The sequence below is a fragment of the Chitinophaga lutea genome, from assembly GCF_003813775.1.
In the GTDB taxonomy this organism is placed as follows: domain Bacteria; phylum Bacteroidota; class Bacteroidia; order Chitinophagales; family Chitinophagaceae; genus Chitinophaga; species Chitinophaga lutea.
Map to the genome: position 1 here is coordinate 2,221,441 of NZ_RPDH01000001.1, position 17,049 is coordinate 2,238,489.

Below are 17,049 nucleotides of genomic sequence, written 5' to 3' on the forward strand. Positions count from 1 at the left end.
ACCGCCGCAGTTATATGTGGCGGGGCGAGGTGAATCCCGCCTGGTTGTGCGCCTTTTCCATAAAGGAGTACAGCAGGCAGCCCATACCAACCTGACGAAAACAGCAACGTAGTAAAAACAAAAAGCCCTCCGCAACAAACGGAGGGCATACTATTTTAATGGTGGTTGTCTAAAACTTGGGCAATTCGATCTCCGGTTGCTTACCCAGCGCCGGCCGCTCGAAAATGTCTCCCAGCTTGGCGTCGGCGGGAACAAACCCGGCCGTCCAGAGGTAGAACATCCCGTTTTCGGAGCCGCCGCCGAAATCGAGGCGGTCTTTGGCGCGGGCGGTGGCGTCGTTGGTGAAGCGGGCCTTGGTCAGCTCGATCCATTCGCCGGTATTGGTTTTGATCCAGTGATTGCCGAAATATCCTTTACGATAAAGAAACCCGTTTTCAAAACTGAAATTTTCGAGGAAGGAATACAGGTGCCCCATGTATTTGCCGTCTTTCGGTGCGCGGAAACTTGCGATGAGTTTCCACTCCTTGTGCTCGGGCACATAAAAGTAAGCGGTGTACTGCGTGGTGGTGCCCACGGGCACGGCATGCATGAGGAAGCGGTAAGTTTCGCCGGCCTTCCAGTTGTACACCCAGTGGCTGTGGCCGCCGGTGCCTTCTCCGCCGAAGCCGTGGGCCACAACGCTGTCGCCCTTCGCCAGCATCGTCACCTGGTCTTCATACCGCACCTTGGCACGGTCGTCCGGCTCTTTGCCCGAATCCCAAACGGAGAAAATAATACGGCGCTCGGTGGGACTGTTCACCTGCATACCGAAATAACCGCGGTGCCAGCCGCACGACATAAAATAGGTGCCGAGTTTATCCTGCCCTTCAGGCACTTTGATTTCGCCGTAAAACCATTCCACCTGTTTCCCTTCCGGCGCGGTGTAATTGAGGTGGACCGACGCGGAACGGCGCCAGGGTTTGGGGTTGAACTGCATATCTTTCGTGGCGGCGCCTTCGAGGGTGATGCCTTTCACGTCCGCATATACATTGCCCTGCTTTTCGATGCCCTTGAGCGAAACGGTATAGAAGCCCGGTTTTTTCAGTTTCGTTTGCAGCACGGGAATATCTGTGTAGTCGGCGCCGTTAGCAATGTTCACTACTTTATCCACACCGTTCAGTGACACCTTTATTTTGGCGGGCGCATCGCTTTTGGCCTGCAGCGCAAGTTTCAGGGCGCCGGGAGTGGCGGCATGAAAATAAAAATTAACGGTATTGGCGCTGTCTGTCCATTTCACGACGCCATTGCGGGAAGAAACGTCCACCCCGGTTTCTTCGGGAACGGCATAAGCCGTAAAGCCGGGCAGCACTACCGGTGCGGATTGCCCGAGGCTGAGAACGGGGCATGCCAGCAGGCCCAGCAGTACCAAAGCGTATCCAGATCTTATCATACAAACATTATTGAAGTACACAAATAAAACAGCTATCCCGCGCAGATGCAATGCCCGGCTGCAAAAAGTGACAATTGCCTGATGAAACGCCCCACAGGTAAAAGCATGGCGTCGATGCCAAACCGCCCCGGGGAAAACTGCCGATGAAGGACGCCGGTATTCACACGGAACGGTCAATACGAAATATTCCTTACGGGGTGAGGATGGTACAGCCGCACCAGTTTACGTAGATCAAAGCGAATTTTTTCACTAGCCGGGGGATTTCCCTTTCGGCCGCCAGCGTGGCGCCGTGGATGCAGAGCGATTTTACCACCCCGTTTTCTTCGAGCCCGTAATAACAGCCGGCGGCGGTAGAGAGGGCGAAGCCGTGCTTCACGAAACCGGGATGTTCTTCCATGGCGATGCTGCCGACGATATTGCTTTTGAGAAAGATCTTGAGCTCGTAAAGCGGGATAAAAAGCTCGGGATTCCCCACCTGCCGGCGGGTGTATAAACGATGAAACTGCCGCACCCCGTCAGCAAATTCTTTGCTGTGGTTAATCCGGACGTCTTTGATTTCATCCATCTCCTCACCAACCGCGCACAGCTTGCTGATATGTATAAACTCTGCCTGCCGCCAGTCGTTCCCGGTAAGGGTCACCGTAAAATCCGGGTAAGCGGGAATATTGGTCATAGGAGGGCGTTCATCGGAAACAGTAGGTAGGGTAAACCAGGTATCCATATTGAACACATCAATTACCCTCAATATATGACGAAAAATTGTTAATCGGAAGGCTTTTGCGCTAAATTTCCGTTACCGGCGGCCCTTTTTCTGAGGTTTGTAGATGATCTGCACATTGGCCACGCCGGCCTGGGTCATGCCCAGTTTTTTGGCGGCCTTCCGGGAAAGGTCGATGATGCGCCCGGCCACGAAGGGGCCGCGGTCGTTGATCCGCACTTTAATGGTCCGGCCGTTGTCGAGGTTTTTGACCTTGACCTTGGCGCCGAATTGCAGCGTGCGGTGCGCCGCCGTCATCCGCTGCTGCCGGAATATCTCACCATTGGCGGTCCTGCGGCCCTGGAACTTGTCGGCGTAATAAGAAGCTTTCCCGCTTTCCGTCACCTTGCGTGCGCAGGAAGTCATAAAAAGCAGGAGGGTACCCACCAGGAGGTACCGGAAAAAATGCAGTGGCGTCATAGGATGTTTCCGTTAAAGCGGCATTTCCATAATGGCATCGTTCATAAAAAAACCGTTGCCGATGTCGATATCTTCTTCCCCGGTTTTGGTGAAACCGATGCGTTCGTAAAAACCGGTCGCTTTATTGTCGCGGTTCACGTTGAGCGATATCCGCAGCATGCCGGCCTCGCGGGCGATGCGGCCCACTTCTCCGAGCAGCGCTTTGCCCACCTGTTTTCCCTGCATCGAAGGAAGAATGTATATTTTATGCAGCTTGCAAACGGGCTGCTGTTTGTAATGCAGTTCATACGACGCGAATCCGCCAAAGGTTCCATCCACTTCCGCCAGCAGGAACACATGGCCCTTCTCGCCGGTTTGCTGCTGCAGCGCGGCGGGGCTGTACATCATGTTCAGCATGTAATCGATCTGTTGCGGCGTGAGAATTTCCCGGAAAGTATGCGGCCAGGTGACCAGTGCAATGTCGCGCACAATCTGCAGCTGGTGCGGTTCCGCAGTAACGATGTTGACCATGTCCGCAATTTACGGAGAAACAACAAACGGCCACATTATTTGTTATTTTACGAAAAAGCGGAATGCGGTTTTTATTCCTTGCAATACTGAGCTGCCTGTATTTTCCCCTGCAGGCGCAACAGCTCAAGGCGGGCTTCGACCCCCGCGAATACAGCGACCTGTTGAAACTCCCTCAAACCGGAGATACAGCCGATAATAAAAAAGCGCCGGCCGGTTATACACATTTATACACCTCTCCCGAAGTGGGATTCTATAACCGCTGGTTTCTATGGAAACGCGGCGACGGCGTGGCCATTATCCAGATACGCGGCACCATCGGCAAAACGGAAAGCTGGCTGGCCAACTTCTACGCTGCCATGATCCCCGCGCAGGGAACGCTGCAGCTGACCGACAGTACCCGCTTTTCCTACAAACTGGCGAAAGACACGGCAAAAGCATATGTACATGCCGGCTGGACGGCCGCACTCGGATTTATGGCGCCCGATATGGTGAAGCACATCCGGGCGCTATATGTCGCGGGCACGAAAGAATTTCTGATCGTAGGCCACAGCCAGGGCGGGGCCATCGCATTTCTCACCCGTTCCTACCTTGCATTCCTGGCCGATATGCCGAAAGACATCCGTTATAAAACCTATTGCAGCGCGGCACCCAAACCGGGGAACCTGTTTTACGCCTACGATTTCGACCATCTTACCCGCGACGGCTGGGGCTTCCGGGTGGTGAACAGCGAAGACTGGGTGCCGGAAACGCCGCTCTCTTTGCAGACCGTGAAAGATTTCAACAACGCCAACCCCTTCGTGAGCCTGAATGGCGCGCTGAAAAAGCAGAAGTTTTTTGTGCGGTTGTACGGGAACATGGTATACAATAAACTCACACGCACCACGAACCGTTCTGTTAGGCGGTTCCGTAAATATCTCGGTGGATTTGTGTATAAGCTGTCTGCAAAACACCTGCCGCAGTTCCAGCAGCCGGAGTATGTGTTCAGTAATAATTACATGACGGCAGGCACGCCCATCGTGTTGCTGGCGGATGCGGAATATCGCCGGCGCTTTCCCTTCGACGGCAAAAACATTTTTGTGCATCATCATCCGGCTCCTTACCAGTACTTATTGCGGAAGTATTATTCCCTTCAGGATTGAAGGCGTGTGAATAATTCAGGGTATGTTGTCACCACCCCGTCTTCATCTACCGTCAGTTCCGCCTTGAAGTCGCGGACTACGCCTTCGTACAGGTAAACGTTTTCTGAAAGCCGGGTATAGTGCTGCTCTACAGGCTTGATTTCTCCCTTCAGCACGTTGATGTACAGCACATCGAGCCGGGTTCTTTCAGTAGGGCCGGGCCGGAGGCGGTTGATGGGCAGGGTGTTGGTGAAGGGCGTGAGGGAAATATCGATGTCGATGCAGTCTGCCCATTCGGGGCGTGCGTGGCCGCTCTGGGTCCACTTGCCGTCGGGGTCGCGCTGGATGGAAATCCAGGTGCACTCGCCGCCTTGTTCAATGGCCATCTCGAGGGAGGCCACCCGCCAGGCGCTGTCTGTCACAATATCGTACGTTACGGAAAGCGGCAGATCATCCGCAACACCCACGATGGTGCCGTCTATTCGTATGTCCGTGTCAGTTGTTTCGATATTACAATACTCCATGATCTGGTAATACAAACCTTTCCAAACAACCTGTTTTTTCATATCGGATCATTCATTGCTGTTAAAAGTATCGCCCTGTTTGATGTCGCCGGTCTGGAACCCTTTCTTGAACCAGTACATGCGCTGGGCGGAAGTGCCGTGGGTAAAGGCATCGGGCACCACGTACCCGCGGGATTGTTTCTGCAGCCGGTCGTCGCCGATGGCGTTGGCGGCGTTGAGGGCCTCCTCGATATCGCCGGGCTCAATCACGTTCTGCAGCTGCTGGGTATGATGGGCCCAGACGCCGGCCAGGAAGTCGGCCTGCAGTTCGAGCTTTACGGACATCTTGTTGTATTCGGCTTCGCTGAGGCGGCCGCGCATGCGCTGCACCTTTTCGGAAATGCCCAGCAGGTTCTGCACGTGATGCCCCACTTCGTGGGCGATCACATACGCCATCGCAAAATCACCGGGGGCGTTCAGGTTGTTTTTCAGCTCGTCGTAAAAAGACAGGTCGATGTACACCTGCTGGTCTGCGGGGCAATAAAACGGGCCGGAAGCGCTGGATGCATTGCCGCAGGCGGACTGTACCATTTCGGTAAACAGCACGAGCTTCGGCTCCTGGTATTGCTGGTTGTTCTGGGCGAAGATTTTATTCCACACATCTTCCGTTTCCGCCAGCACCACTTTCACGAACTTGGCCGATTCCTCTTCTTTGGCCTGCTGTTCCGGGGATAACTGCCCCTGTGGCGCGCCGGGCTGCGTATTCACGACCTGTGAGGGGTCGCCGCCGAGGAAATAAACAAGCAGGGCGATCACGATGGTGCCGATGCCGCCACCGGCAATCAGCCCTCCCCGCGAACCGCGGCGGTCTTCTACGTTGCCGCTTTCACGGCGTCCTTGCCAACGCATAAAATGTGAGGTTTTGGTTAGTCCCCTAAATTTAGGGAAAAATACAGTCGCCGTAACATTATCCCGTACAGCAAAAAAAAGGCCGGGTAAAAACCCGGCCCGGCTGAAGGTTACAACAAAATCTAAACCTGCTTATGAGAAAACTTTAAAATCTGATTGATTACATGGACAGGAACATCAGTGAATGATCCTTGCTCTCCAGCTGGGAGCTGCCCATCAGGAACTCATCTACCTTTCTCGCGCATTCCCGTCCTTCACTGATCGCCCATACCACCAGGGATTGGCCGCGGCGCATGTCGCCGGCTGCGAATACCTTGGGGATGGAGGTTTGATAAGCTTTTTCCGTTGCTTTTACATTCCCGCGGTCGTCGGTTTCCACACCGAGATCGTCGATCATGCCTTTATGCTGCGGTTGTATGAAGCCCATGGCGAGCAAAGCAAGCTCGCACGGAACGTCTCTTTCCGAGCCCGGCACTTCCACGAAGCTGGCGGGACGGCCGCCCTCACCGAGCGCCCACTGGAGATCCACCAGTTTCAGCGCCTTGAGGTTGCCTTTTTCGTCGCCGATAAACGCTTTGGTGGCGATGGCCCATTTGCGGTCGGCCCCTTCTTCGTGCGAAGTGGAGGTTTTCAGCACCATGGGATATGTAGGCCAGGGCATAAATTCGGTACGCATGCCGGGAGGTTTGGGCATCAATTCCAGCTGCATGATGCTGGCCGCGCCATGGCGGTTGGAGGTGCCCACACAGTCGGAGCCGGTATCGCCGCCGCCGATCACGATCACGTTTTTGCCGGTGGCCATGATATCTTCGCCTTCAACGGCCAGCTTGCTGACGCGTTTGTTCTGCTGTTTGAGGAAGTCCATCGCGAAATGCACGCCTTTCAGCTCACGGCCGGGAATGGCCAGGTCGCGCGGGATGGTGGAGCCACCTGCCAGCACAACTGCATTGTATTCACGGAGGATGTCATTCACACTAACGTTCACACCCACGTTCGCATTGCACTGGAACACTATCCCTTCTTCTTCCATCAGGCTGATCCTGCGCTCTACCACCCATTTCTCCAATTTGAAATCCGGGATGCCGTAGCGGAGCAGTCCGCCCGGTTTATCGTCGCGCTCGAACACGGTCACGCTGTGGCCGGCGTAGTTCAACTGGGCTGCCGCGGCGAGGCCTGCGGGGCCGGAGCCGATCACGGCCACTTTCTTGCCGGTGCGCATACGGGGCGCTTTGGCTTTCACCAGTCCTTTGTCGAACGCTATTTCGATGATGTGTTTCTCGATTTCTTCGATGGCTACCGGCGGCTGGTTGATGCCCAGTACGCAGGCGCTTTCGCAGGGGGCCGGACAAATGCGGCCGGTGAATTCCGGGAAGTTGTTGGTGGAGGTGAGCACATCGTATGCTTCCTGCCAGTCTTTACGGTACACCGCATCGTTAAACTCGGGGATCACATTACCCAGCGGGCATCCGCTGTGGCAGAAAGGTACGCCGCAGTTCATGCAGCGCGCCGCCTGTTCGTTGAGCTTGGGCTCAGCGAAGCGCTCCATAAATTCGTTGTAATGTTTTACCCGGTTTTCAGGGGCTGCCTTGCCGGGCAGTTCCCTTGTAAATTCCAGAAATCCTGTTGGTTTGCCCATATCTGTCTCTGCTTGATCTCTTTAAAAGTTGATTGTTACGCTTTGCTCTTCACTCCTTTTTGCGCAGCTGCTTTCAGCGCGGCCTTGTATTCTTTCGGGAATACTTTCACGAAATGGCGCAGCTGGTTTTCCCAATCGCTCAGGATGAACTTGGCCACGGTGCTGTTCGTGTAGGCGTGGTGTTTGGTGATCAGGTCGTGGAGCTGTGCGGCATCTTCCTCGCCCAGCGGGTCCAGGTCGATCATGTCCAGGTTGCAGCGGCTGGCGAACGTGTTCTTCACATCGTAAATGAAAGCAAGACCGCCGCTCATGCCCGCGCCGAAGTTGCGGCCGGTTTCACCCAGTATCACCGCCCTGCCGCCGGTCATGTATTCACAGCCGTGGTCGCCGGTGCCTTCGGTTACCACCGTGGCGCCGGAGTTACGTACGCAGAAGCGTTCGCCGGCTTTACCGCGGATGTACGCCTCGCCGGAGGTAGCGCCGTAAAGGGCCACGTTGCCGGCAATGATGTTTTCTTCCGCTTTGAAACCTGCTTCCGTAGAGGGATACAGAATGAGCTTGGCGCCGGACAGCCCTTTGCCGAAGTAGTCATTCGCTTCCCCTTCCAGTTCGAGCGTTACACCTTTGGTGTTGAACGCGCCGAAGCTCTGGCCGGCGGAACCGGTGAATTTGAAATGCACGGTATCTTCCGGAAGGCCTTCGCCTTTATAGATCTTGGAAATTTCGTTGGAAAGGATGGTACCGATGGTACGGTCCGTATTCTTCACCTTGTACTGTCCGTACACGCGGGTTTTGCTGTCCAGTGCGGTTTTGGAAGCTTTCAGCAGCTGCCAGTCGAGCACTTCGGCCAACCCGTGATCCTGCTCTTCCGTTTTGTACAGCCCGGTTTCGTCTGAAGCGGGTTCCCTGTACAGGATCGGGGAGAGATCGAGGTTTTTGTATTTCCAGTGGGTGATGTTGTCGCGTACTTTGAGCACTTCTACCTGGCCCACCATTTCTTCCACGGTGCGGAAGCCCAGTTCGGCCATGATTTCGCGGAACTCGGCCACCAGGAAGTGGAAGAAGTTCACCACGTGCTGCGGGTCGCCGGCAAAGCGTTTGCGCAGCTCGGGATCCTGTGTGGCAACGCCAACGGGACAGGTGTTGAGGTGGCATTTACGCATCATGATACAACCCTCTACCACCAGCGCGGCAGTGGCTACGCCCCATTCCTCGGCGCCCAGCAGGGTGGCGATGGCGATGTCGCGGGCGGTTTTGAGCTGCCCGTCCGTCTGCACCGTTACGCGGCTGCGGAGTTTGTTGCGCACCAGGGTCTGGTGCGTTTCGGCCAGGCCGAGCTCCCAGGGGAGGCCGGCATGTTTGATGGAGCTGATGGGCGAAGCACCGGTACCGCCGTCGTGGCCGGATACCAGGATCACATCGGCGTGTGCTTTGGCCACACCTGCTGCGATGGTGCCCACACCGGCTTTGGATACCAGTTTCACACTGATACGGGCGGCGCGGTTGGCGTTTTTCAGGTCGAAAATGAGCTGCGCCAGGTCCTCGATGGAATAGATATCGTGGTGAGGCGGCGGGGAAATGAGGCCCACACCGGGTGTGGCGTGCCGCACCTTGCCGATCCAGTCGTCTACCTTATGGCCGGGCAACTGCCCGCCTTCACCGGGCTTGGCGCCCTGTGCCATCTTGATCTGCAGTTCGTCTGCGTTGGTGAGGTAGTAGCTCGTTACTCCGAAGCGGGCAGAGGCCACCTGTTTGATGGCGGAGCGCATGGAATCGCCGTTGGGCAATAACTCATAACGCATTTCATCTTCACCGCCCTCGCCGGTATTGCTTTTCGCGCCGATGCGGTTCATGGCGATGGCCAGCGTGGAGTGCGCCTCGTGGCTGATGGAGCCGAAGCTCATCGCCCCGGTGGCGAAACGTTTCAGGATACTTTCAGCCGATTCCACTTCTTCGAGCGGCACGGAAGGCCGGTTGCGCTTGAAGGTGAACATGCTCCGGAGCGTAGCGGCTTTTTCGCTCTGCTCGTTCACGGCTTTGGAGTATTTCTTGAAAATGTTATAGTCATTCATCCGTGTTGAATACTGCAACAGGTGAATGGTAGTCGGATTGAAGAGGTGGAACTCGCCTTTGCGTTTCCACTGGTACACACCGCCCGTGGGCAGGCGTTGAACCGGCGTGTCCTTGCGGCCGTAGCTGGTCCAGTGTTTGGCCAGGGTTTCCTGGGCGATCTGGTCGAGCCCCATGCCCTGGATGCGGGATACGGCGCCGGTGAAATATTTATCAACAACGGTTTTGTTGATGCCGAGGATTTCGAAGATCTGCGCGCCCTGGTATGATTGCAGGGTGGAGATGCCCATTTTGGAGAACACCTTCAGCAGGCCTTCGCACACGGCTTTGATGTAGTTCTTTTTCAGTTTGTCCACATCCATCTCCGTCTGCATTTTGCCGCTCAGGCGCATATCGCGGATGGTGCTGAGGGCGAGGTACGGGTTGATGGCGGTGGCGCCGAAACCCAGCAGGGTAGCGAAGTGATGTACTTCCCATACGTCGCCGGCTTCTACTACCAGCCCCACCTGGCCGCGGTAACCCTTGCGGATGAGATGGTGGTGCACGGCGGAAAGTGCCAGCAGGGAAGGAATGGCGGCGTGCTCGGAGTCGATGGCGCGGTCAGACAGGATGATCACTTCAAATCCGTCTTCCACGGCATCCACTGCGTAACGGCACAGGCGCGCCAGGCCTTTTTCCATGGAGCCGGGTTTCCCGTCTGCCTTGAAATAGGTATGCAGCGTTTTAGCCTGGAAGATACCGGTATCGATACTGCGGATCTTTTCCAGTTCGTAGTTGGTGAGCACGGGGTGCGGCAGCGCCACGCTATGGCAGTGCAGCGGATCTTCATCGAGCAGGTTGCCGTTGTTGCCCAGGAAGGTGGCCAGCGACATGACGAGGCGTTCCCTGATGGGGTCGATCGGCGGGTTGGTCACCTGGGCGAACAGCTGCTTGAAGTAGCTGGTGATGTGCTGCGGCTGATCGCTGAGTATCGCCAGGGGCACATCGGTACCCATGGAGCCTACCGGCTCTTTGCCATCGATCGCCATGGGGGCGATGATGGTTTCCAGGTCTTCGGTGGAATAACCGAAAGCGCGCTGGTATTTGAAGATCTGTTCTTTTTCGAGGTGCGTGAAAGTAACGCGGGGCTCCGGCAGTTCGTCGAGGCGGATCTTGTATTTGTTGAGCCACTCGGCGTAAGGCTGCTGGGAACAGATGGACTGTTTCAGCTCTTCGTCGCCGATGATGCGGCCCTGTTCCATGTCCACCACGAACATCTTGCCGGGCTGCAGGCGGCCTTTTTCTTTCACGTTTTTCGGATCGATGGGCAGTACGCCGGCTTCAGACGCCATGATCACACGATCGTCTTTCGTTACCACGAAGCGGGAAGGGCGGAGTCCGTTCCGGTCGAGGGTGGCGCCGATGATCTTGCCGTCGGTGAAAGAGATGGAGGCCGGGCCGTCCCAGGGTTCCATCAGGGAGGCATGGTACTCGTAGAATGCTTTCTTCACCGGGTCCATCGCGTCGTTGCCATCCCATGCTTCGGGGATGAGCATCATCATCACGTGCGGCAGGGAGCGGCCGGTGAGGTTGAGCAGTTCAATCACGTTATCGAGGCTGGCGGAGTCGGACTGGCCTTCTTCCACGATCGGGGCGAGCATTTCCATCTCTTCCGGCGTGAAATATTTGGTCACGAAGCTGTTCTCGCCGGCGCGGAGCCAGTTGAGGTTGCCTTTCAGGGTGTTGATCTCACCGTTGTGGGCAATGTACCGGAACGGATGCGCCAGTTTCCAGCTGGGGAAAGTATTGGTGGCGAAACGGCTGTGGATAAGCCCGAATGCGGATACCATCCTTTCGTCGCGCAGGTCCGTATAATAATGGCCTACCTGGTAAGTGGTGAGCTGGCCTTTGTATACGATGATCTTGTGCGAGAGGGAGGCGAAATAGATCTCGGCTTTGTCTTTCGGAATGGAGTTCCGTACCGTTTTGGTAATATAATTACGCAGCACGAACAGTTTGCGCTCGAATTCTTCCGGGTCGGAGATCTGGTAGGGGCAGGCGATAAACAGCTGTTCGATTTCCGGTTCAACGGAAAGCGCGGTTTCACCGATGCCGTCGGGACGAACGGGCACTTTACGGTAGCCCAGGATGTCGAGCCCTACTTTTTCGGCGCAGCGTTGTATGATTTCGCGGCACTCTTCGCGCCAGCGGGGTTCTTTCGGGAAGAATACCATGCCCACACCGTATTTACCGGTTTCCGGGAGACGAATGCCCAGTTTCAGGCATTCCGCATATAAAAACTCGTGCGGCATCTGGATCAGAATACCGGCCCCGTCACCTGTCGTACGCTCACAACCGCAGGCACCGCGATGTTCCATGTTTTCCAACATGGTCAAAGCATCCCGGATGATCTGGTGGGACTTGCGCCCCTTAATATGTGCGGTAAAGCCTGTACCGCACGCGTCGTGTTCAAATTCCGGACGATACAAACCTTGCTCTTGGCTCACTTTTCGCATTGGCTATATAGATTTTTTCCTTTTCAGATACACGCTCCCCGTCAGGGACTTTCCCCCGGGTGGATGTACCGTAATTGCTTTTGGGAACGGTTTAAAGATACTAAAGGATCGCGGTATTTTTTACATAAAACTCTATTAAACGGTAAAAATTTAGAAATATTTAAAATCGGCAGCCGGTCTATTTGAAATTTATGAAAATTGAAAGGGGTTTTGGGCAACAAAAAGGCCGGGTTGATCCCGGCCGTGGTAATAAGTTGTGTAAAACTATGTGCGTCAGGGTTCGAAGTCGAATTCCACCTTCCCGTTTTTCACGAAAACCCGCATGGGATCGCTGATCATGCTCTCGTTCTGCATACGGTCAAGAGCGGTAACGATATAAATATAACTACGCCCCTTAATATAACTATGGTCGATCACCATCGGGTCGGGCATCTGCGGAATGAGCCCGATGATCTTCGTGGGGTCGTTGATATTGATCACCTGCCCCTCCTCGAAACGGTACAGCACGAACTGCCGCGTCTGACCGCTGGTGTCGTCGTCGGCCCAGCGGATCTCCAGCCCGTCGGGTTTTTCGAACGCGTCCGTGAAATAGGGCGCTTTGGGCGCCGTATTGTCGAGCCAGGGCATGGTAGGCCGCAGGGCGGGGTAGCGGTAGAGGTGGTTGCGCATGGAGTCGGTAATGCCGAGGGGGTTGCCGTCGAACGACTTTGAACTGTAAAAAGCGCTGCCCTGGATGGTGCTCAGGGCACGGGTAGCCTGTACCTGGCGCGGCAGCTCCCCGGGATCGCGCCAGCTGGCGGAGCTTCCCAGGCGGTAAGCGCCGTGGCCGATATACATATGGCGGCCGTAACTGTGGGCGCCCCACCAGTTCACCAGTACCTCGTACGGAACGAGCCGGTGGCCGAACTCCCAGTACAGCTGCGGCATGAGGTAATCGATCCAGCCCAGGCGCTGCCATTTGGTGACGTCCGCATACAGGTCGTCGTAGTTGGAGAGGCCGCGGGTGGCCGAGCCGTCGGGATCTTTATCCCGGTTGCGCCATACGCCGAAGGGGCTGATGCCGAATTTCACCCAGGGTTTTTCCGCCTTGATGGCGGCGCCGAGCATCTGGATGATGGTATCTACGTTGGACCGCCGCCAGTCGTCGATGAAGCGGCCTTTGCCGTACGTCCGGTAAGAATTGCCGTCGGGGAATTCGCGGTTGGCGATCCGGTAAGGGTAAAAATAATCGTCGAAATGCACGGCGTCGATGTCGTAGCGCTTCACCACGTCGCGGATCACATCGGTCACATAGGTCCGCACCTCGGGGATGCCGGGGTCGAAGTACCGCTTGTCGCCGTAGGTAACGAACCACTGCGGTTTCAGCCGGGTGATGTGGTTGGGGGCAACGCTGCTGGTGCGGATGTTGGCGATGGCGCGGTAAGGATTGAACCAGGCGTGGAACTCCATGCCGCGTTTATGCGTTTCCGTGACCATGAACTCCAGCGGATCGTAATAGGGGATGGGCGGCTGACCCTGCCTGCCGGTGAGATATTCGCTCCAGGGCTCGTAGGGCGAAGCATAAAACGCGTCGCTCACCGGGCGTACCTGGAAAATGATGGCGTTGATGCCGTTGCGCTGGTGCCGGTCGAGCAGGGCGATAAACTCCTGCTGTTGCTGCTGTGAGCTGAGGCCTTTCCTCGACGGATAGTCGATGTTCTCGATAGTGGCCACCCATACCGCCCTCAATTCCCTTTTGGGAGGCAACTGCCCTTTGCCTTGCTGCACCATGCCGCCGCACAATAATAATCCAGCCAATAGATACTTCACCATTTTTTCCTGTTACGTTTATCCCTGAAAATTGCGAAAATAAAGCGCCGGGTGCCAAATCCCAAATGCGGAACACACTCATTACCAGCAAATGTGACGCCGGAATAACGGCAGGATAAAAATTTAAGTGCGTTTTAAGGTTGTTGATAAGTGATGAATGAACAGGGAAAACCCGGCATTGAGCCTGCGTGTATAAAGCAAGCGTCCGGCCGGGGCTGGCGCAACGCTGTCCGGGAATGGATGTACCGCGCTGTGCCGTGTACACGGTTTCGGAAAAGACGGAATGCTCCGGCATGGCAACCCCGGCGAATTTGCACATCATTGTTTTATCAACGGCTGTGCCGCTGGTAATTGTTGCCGGTCATGAAGCACGGCCGGAAGGAACGCCGGGTCGCAGCATGCGGGGTGTTACCGCTGTTCCCGGTCGCCTTTAATTACCGGTACTTCCATTCCTCCCAAAACAGTTGTATTTTGATACGACACATTCCACGCGCATGAAAAGTCACTTCCTCCTCATATCTATATTACTGTTTCGGGGCACGGCATTTTCACAGTCCGCTCCCGGCGACATCGAAAAAGCCGCAAAGGCGTTTATCGCCGTACTGGACACGGCACAATGCCGCCAGGCCTGTTTTCCCTGGGACGAAGAAGAGCGTTTCAACTGGCATTTCGTTCCCCGCGCCCGGAAAGGGCTGCCGTTGAAAGAAATGACCGACGCCCAGCGCAGCAAGGCATATATGCTGCTGAAAACCTGCCTCAGCGGTGAAGGCTATAAAAAAGCCACCGCCATCGTGGAAACCGAGCACATCCTGCGCGCCCTCGAAGGCCGCGGCCCGGACGATGGTTACCGCGACCCGGGTAAATATTATTTTTCCTTTTTCGGGGAGCCCGCTACGGGCAAGCCCTGGGGCTGGCGGATGGAAGGGCATCACCTCTCCCTCAATTTTTCGGCTGCCGACCGCACCCTGATCACCGGCACCCCGGCGTTCATGGGCGCCAACCCCGCCATTGTGCCGGACGGCCCGCAGAAAGGGCAACAGATATTAAAAGAAGAATCCCTCCTGGCGTTCGACCTGCTTAAAACCTTCAACGGCGACCAACTCGCCAAAGCCGTGATCGCCGAAAAAGCCCCGGCCGACATCATCACGGGCAACAAACGGAAAGCCTGGCTGCAGGACCCGCCGGGACTGGGCTATGCCGAGCTTCAGCCGGCCCAGCAACAGCAGCTCAAAAAGCTGGTGGCCGTGTACGTAGACCGTTACACCAAGCTGATGGCCGATTTGCTATGGAAAGAAATAACCGCCGCCGGCTGGGCGAACCTGCATTTTGCCTGGGCGGGCGGCAAAACCTGGGGCGCCGGGCACTACTACCGCATCCAGGGCCCCACATTCATTATCGAATACGACAATACCCAGAACAACGCCAATCACGTGCATACCACTTTCCGGGATCTGAAGAACGATTTCGGGGAAGATGTGCTTTTACGGCATTATAAACAGGGGCATGCCAAAGTGAAGGCTCCGTAAAAGACGAACCTACAACGAAGCTACAACGAACCTACAACGAATCTTCCCTTTTGGGCGTAGGTTCGTCTTTCCCCTAGTGTAGGTTCGTTGTAGGTTCGTCTTTTGCCCTCAGAATCTCCACTCAGATCAAATTTTTGTCCATTCGCGTACAATTTCAGGCCGGGATCGGGGCAGCGGGATAACATGACGCCCCCCGGTCGATATTCACCCATATTCTGCACTCATGCACATTTTTGCCTGCGGGTTAATGAGGATTTTTTACAGCACAGGATAAAAATGGCGGGCATGGTCGATTTTAGCCACATTCTACACTTATGCACATTTTGCCCTGCGGGTTAAGGGGAATTTTACAGCACAGGATAAAAATGGCGGCATGGTCGATTTTAGCCATATGCTGCACTCGTGCACATTTTCCCCTCCCGGCAAGGGAGGCGGGCATTGCGAGAACAGTGGACGAGGATAGGGTTACCAAAGCACTGACATCCATACAATACACCCGAACAGGTGGAAAAAGCGCCCGGCGGTGTGTGGGAAGCCGCTAAACGCCGGCAAATGGGGCTTAAAATGATGGATTCTTCGCATCGAGGCAGGCAAGCGGGCAAAAACCACCCGGCAAAAGGGGAAAAGACCCTTCCTCCGCTCTGCAGTACATGAACAAAAATGTGGAATTATACCGGGAAAGAAGCCGCCGGCGCGGGTTATACTTTGCGGCCCAGGTACTGGCTGTAGTCAGGCAGTATGGCCGAATATTCCTGGTGCATCAGGGGCGATGTGAGCAGGAAGTCCGCCGAAGCGCGGTTGCTGGCCATGGGAATGTTCCATACCACACCGAGCCGCAGCAGGGCTTTGATGTCCGGGTCGTGGGGCAGCGCCTCCATCGGGTCCCAGAAAAAGATGATCACGTCGATGCGCCCTTCGGCCACCGCAGCCCCTATCTGCTGATCGCCGCCCAGGGGGCCGCTCAGCAGTTTGCGAACGGACACGTCCAGCGCCTCTTCGATGATTTTGCCGGTAGTACCCGTGGCATAAAGTTCGTGCCGGGCCAGCACGGTTTTGTTGTACACCGCCCATTCCAGCATTTCAGCCTTCTTGTGGTCGTGCGCAATCAGCGCAATCCGCTTTCGGGCATGCAGAGTTTTAGTAAGTTGCATATTGCAAAAATAACTAAATAGATCAGCGTTTTTTAGTTTTCTCCGTTTCTTCCGGGAAAAAGAAGGGCCGGAAGTGTCGCCATTTTTCGCTAAATTTGCGGGAGAAAATTGTATATAATGATAAAAACAGGAAATCCCATTATTAGTATCTATACGGAAATGACGCCGAACCCGGAAACGATGAAGTTTGTGGTGAACAAGCTCCTGTATCCGAATAAATCTATCGATTTCCCTGATGCGGCCAGCACCGAACCTTCGCCGCTGGCGGCAGAACTGTTCACGTTCCCCTTCATCAGGGGTGTGTTCATCTGCAGCAACTTCGTTACGCTTACCAAAACCAACGATACGGACTGGACGGATGTGATCCCGACCATCAAACAATTCCTGAAGGAATACCTGGAAGACAACCGCGCCGTGATCAATGAAGATAAAATCGTGGCAGGTCCCGTATTTACCGGAGACGAAAGCGACGTAGTGCAACGTATCAAGGAATTGCTGGAAAATCATGTAAAACCCGCAGTGGAAATGGACGGCGGCGCCATCCAGTTCAAAGACTACCAGGATGGTGTGGTGACCCTCATGCTGCAGGGCTCATGTTCCGGCTGCCCCTCTTCCATGATCACCCTCAAAGCCGGCATCGAAGGCATGATGAAAAGGATGATCCCCGAAGTGAAAGAAGTGGTGGCGGAAGCTGAATAAGCCATAGTTGAGTGAAT

Annotated in this window: 13 protein-coding genes; 3 read left to right on the top strand and 10 right to left on the bottom strand. The window is 55.4% G+C overall.

All coding sequences use genetic code 11. The features are described 5' to 3' along the window. Window positions 1–169: 169 nt before the first annotated feature. From EGT74_RS08960 to EGT74_RS08975, 4 genes are all read right to left on the bottom strand, one after another. Window positions 170–1,429 carry a DUF3472 domain-containing protein gene (locus tag EGT74_RS08960; RefSeq protein WP_123846167.1) on the bottom strand — a complete coding sequence of 420 codons (1,260 nt, stop codon included), beginning with the start codon at window positions 1,427–1,429 and terminating at the stop codon, window positions 170–172. A gap of 190 nt (window positions 1,430–1,619) precedes the next feature. Beyond that, on the bottom strand, window positions 1,620–2,102 hold the full coding sequence (locus EGT74_RS08965) for a hypothetical protein (RefSeq protein WP_123846168.1): 483 nt from the start codon (window positions 2,100–2,102) through the stop codon (window positions 1,620–1,622). A 120-nt stretch (window positions 2,103–2,222) separates the two neighbouring features. Further along, window positions 2,223–2,606 (bottom strand): septal ring lytic transglycosylase RlpA family protein, encoded by a 384-nt coding sequence (locus tag EGT74_RS08970; RefSeq protein WP_123846169.1) that lies wholly within the window; start codon window positions 2,604–2,606, stop codon window positions 2,223–2,225. Between the two features lie 12 nt (window positions 2,607–2,618). Next, window positions 2,619–3,116 carry a GNAT family N-acetyltransferase gene (locus EGT74_RS08975; RefSeq protein WP_123846170.1) on the bottom strand — a complete coding sequence of 166 codons (498 nt, stop codon included), beginning with the start codon at window positions 3,114–3,116 and terminating at the stop codon, window positions 2,619–2,621. A 62-nt stretch (window positions 3,117–3,178) separates the two neighbouring features. Here EGT74_RS08975 and EGT74_RS08980 point away from each other — a divergent pair, with 62 nt between their 5' ends. Next, a complete protein-coding gene (locus EGT74_RS08980) occupies window positions 3,179–4,255 on the top strand; it encodes a lipase family protein (protein WP_123846171.1) in 1,077 nt (358 codons plus the stop codon). On the opposite strand, the gene EGT74_RS08985 is transcribed toward EGT74_RS08980, so the two are convergent. The 5 genes from EGT74_RS08985 to EGT74_RS09005 form a co-directional block, all read right to left on the bottom strand. Continuing rightward, window positions 4,246–4,800, bottom strand: coding sequence for a putative glycolipid-binding domain-containing protein (locus EGT74_RS08985; protein ID WP_123846172.1), 555 nt, complete (start codon window positions 4,798–4,800; stop codon window positions 4,246–4,248). The two genes, EGT74_RS08980 and EGT74_RS08985, sit on opposite strands and share 10 nt — an antisense overlap. A gap of 6 nt (window positions 4,801–4,806) precedes the next feature. Beyond that, window positions 4,807–5,646, bottom strand: coding sequence for a KPN_02809 family neutral zinc metallopeptidase (gene ypfJ / locus EGT74_RS08990; protein WP_123846173.1), 840 nt, complete (start codon window positions 5,644–5,646; stop codon window positions 4,807–4,809). A gap of 160 nt (window positions 5,647–5,806) precedes the next feature. Continuing rightward, complete coding sequence (locus EGT74_RS08995) at window positions 5,807–7,282, bottom strand: glutamate synthase subunit beta (RefSeq protein WP_123846174.1); 1,476 nt, start codon at window positions 7,280–7,282, stop codon at window positions 5,807–5,809. 35 nt (window positions 7,283–7,317) lie between these two features. Further along, window positions 7,318–11,847, bottom strand: coding sequence for a glutamate synthase large subunit (gltB, locus tag EGT74_RS09000; protein WP_123846175.1), 4,530 nt, complete (start codon window positions 11,845–11,847; stop codon window positions 7,318–7,320). A gap of 273 nt (window positions 11,848–12,120) precedes the next feature. Continuing rightward, entirely contained in the window at window positions 12,121–13,644 is a 1,524-nt protein-coding gene (locus tag EGT74_RS09005; RefSeq protein WP_246008159.1) for a glycoside hydrolase family 10 protein, read from the bottom strand. A gap of 506 nt (window positions 13,645–14,150) precedes the next feature. On the opposite strand from EGT74_RS09005, the gene EGT74_RS09010 reads away from it, so the two are divergent. Next, complete coding sequence (locus tag EGT74_RS09010) at window positions 14,151–15,182, top strand: DUF3500 domain-containing protein (RefSeq protein ID WP_123846177.1); 1,032 nt, start codon at window positions 14,151–14,153, stop codon at window positions 15,180–15,182. Between the two features lie 698 nt (window positions 15,183–15,880). Here the strand turns inward: EGT74_RS09010 and EGT74_RS09015 are convergent. Next, window positions 15,881–16,333: a methylglyoxal synthase gene (locus EGT74_RS09015; protein WP_123846178.1), complete on the bottom strand. Its 453-nt coding sequence runs from the start codon at window positions 16,331–16,333 to the stop codon at window positions 15,881–15,883. Window positions 16,334–16,450: 117 nt separating this feature from the next. On the opposite strand from EGT74_RS09015, the gene EGT74_RS09020 reads away from it, so the two are divergent. Then, window positions 16,451–17,032, top strand: coding sequence for a NifU family protein (locus tag EGT74_RS09020; protein ID WP_123846179.1), 582 nt, complete (start codon window positions 16,451–16,453; stop codon window positions 17,030–17,032). Window positions 17,033–17,049: the final 17 nt, after the last annotated feature.

Excerpts from the sequence above, each read along its gene's own strand:
- EGT74_RS08970 (WP_123846169.1), bottom strand. The coding sequence starts at position 2,606 with ATGACGCCACTGCATTTTTTCCGGTACCTCCTGGTGGGTACCCTCCTG.
- EGT74_RS08960 (WP_123846167.1), bottom strand. The coding sequence starts at position 1,429 with ATGATAAGATCTGGATACGCTTTGGTACTGCTGGGCCTGCTGGCATGC.
- EGT74_RS08995 (WP_123846174.1), bottom strand. The coding sequence starts at position 7,282 with ATGGGCAAACCAACAGGATTTCTGGAATTTACAAGGGAACTGCCCGGC.
- EGT74_RS09015 (WP_123846178.1), bottom strand. The coding sequence starts at position 16,333 with ATGCAACTTACTAAAACTCTGCATGCCCGAAAGCGGATTGCGCTGATT.
- gltB (WP_123846175.1), bottom strand. The coding sequence starts at position 11,847 with ATGCGAAAAGTGAGCCAAGAGCAAGGTTTGTATCGTCCGGAATTTGAA.
- EGT74_RS08975 (WP_123846170.1), bottom strand. The coding sequence starts at position 3,116 with ATGGTCAACATCGTTACTGCGGAACCGCACCAGCTGCAGATTGTGCGC.
- EGT74_RS08980 (WP_123846171.1), top strand. The coding sequence starts at position 3,179 with ATGCGGTTTTTATTCCTTGCAATACTGAGCTGCCTGTATTTTCCCCTG.
- EGT74_RS08985 (WP_123846172.1), bottom strand. The coding sequence starts at position 4,800 with ATGAAAAAACAGGTTGTTTGGAAAGGTTTGTATTACCAGATCATGGAG.
- EGT74_RS09020 (WP_123846179.1), top strand. The coding sequence starts at position 16,451 with ATGATAAAAACAGGAAATCCCATTATTAGTATCTATACGGAAATGACG.
- EGT74_RS08965 (WP_123846168.1), bottom strand. The coding sequence starts at position 2,102 with ATGACCAATATTCCCGCTTACCCGGATTTTACGGTGACCCTTACCGGG.
- EGT74_RS09010 (WP_123846177.1), top strand. The coding sequence starts at position 14,151 with ATGAAAAGTCACTTCCTCCTCATATCTATATTACTGTTTCGGGGCACG.
- ypfJ (WP_123846173.1), bottom strand. The coding sequence starts at position 5,646 with ATGCGTTGGCAAGGACGCCGTGAAAGCGGCAACGTAGAAGACCGCCGC.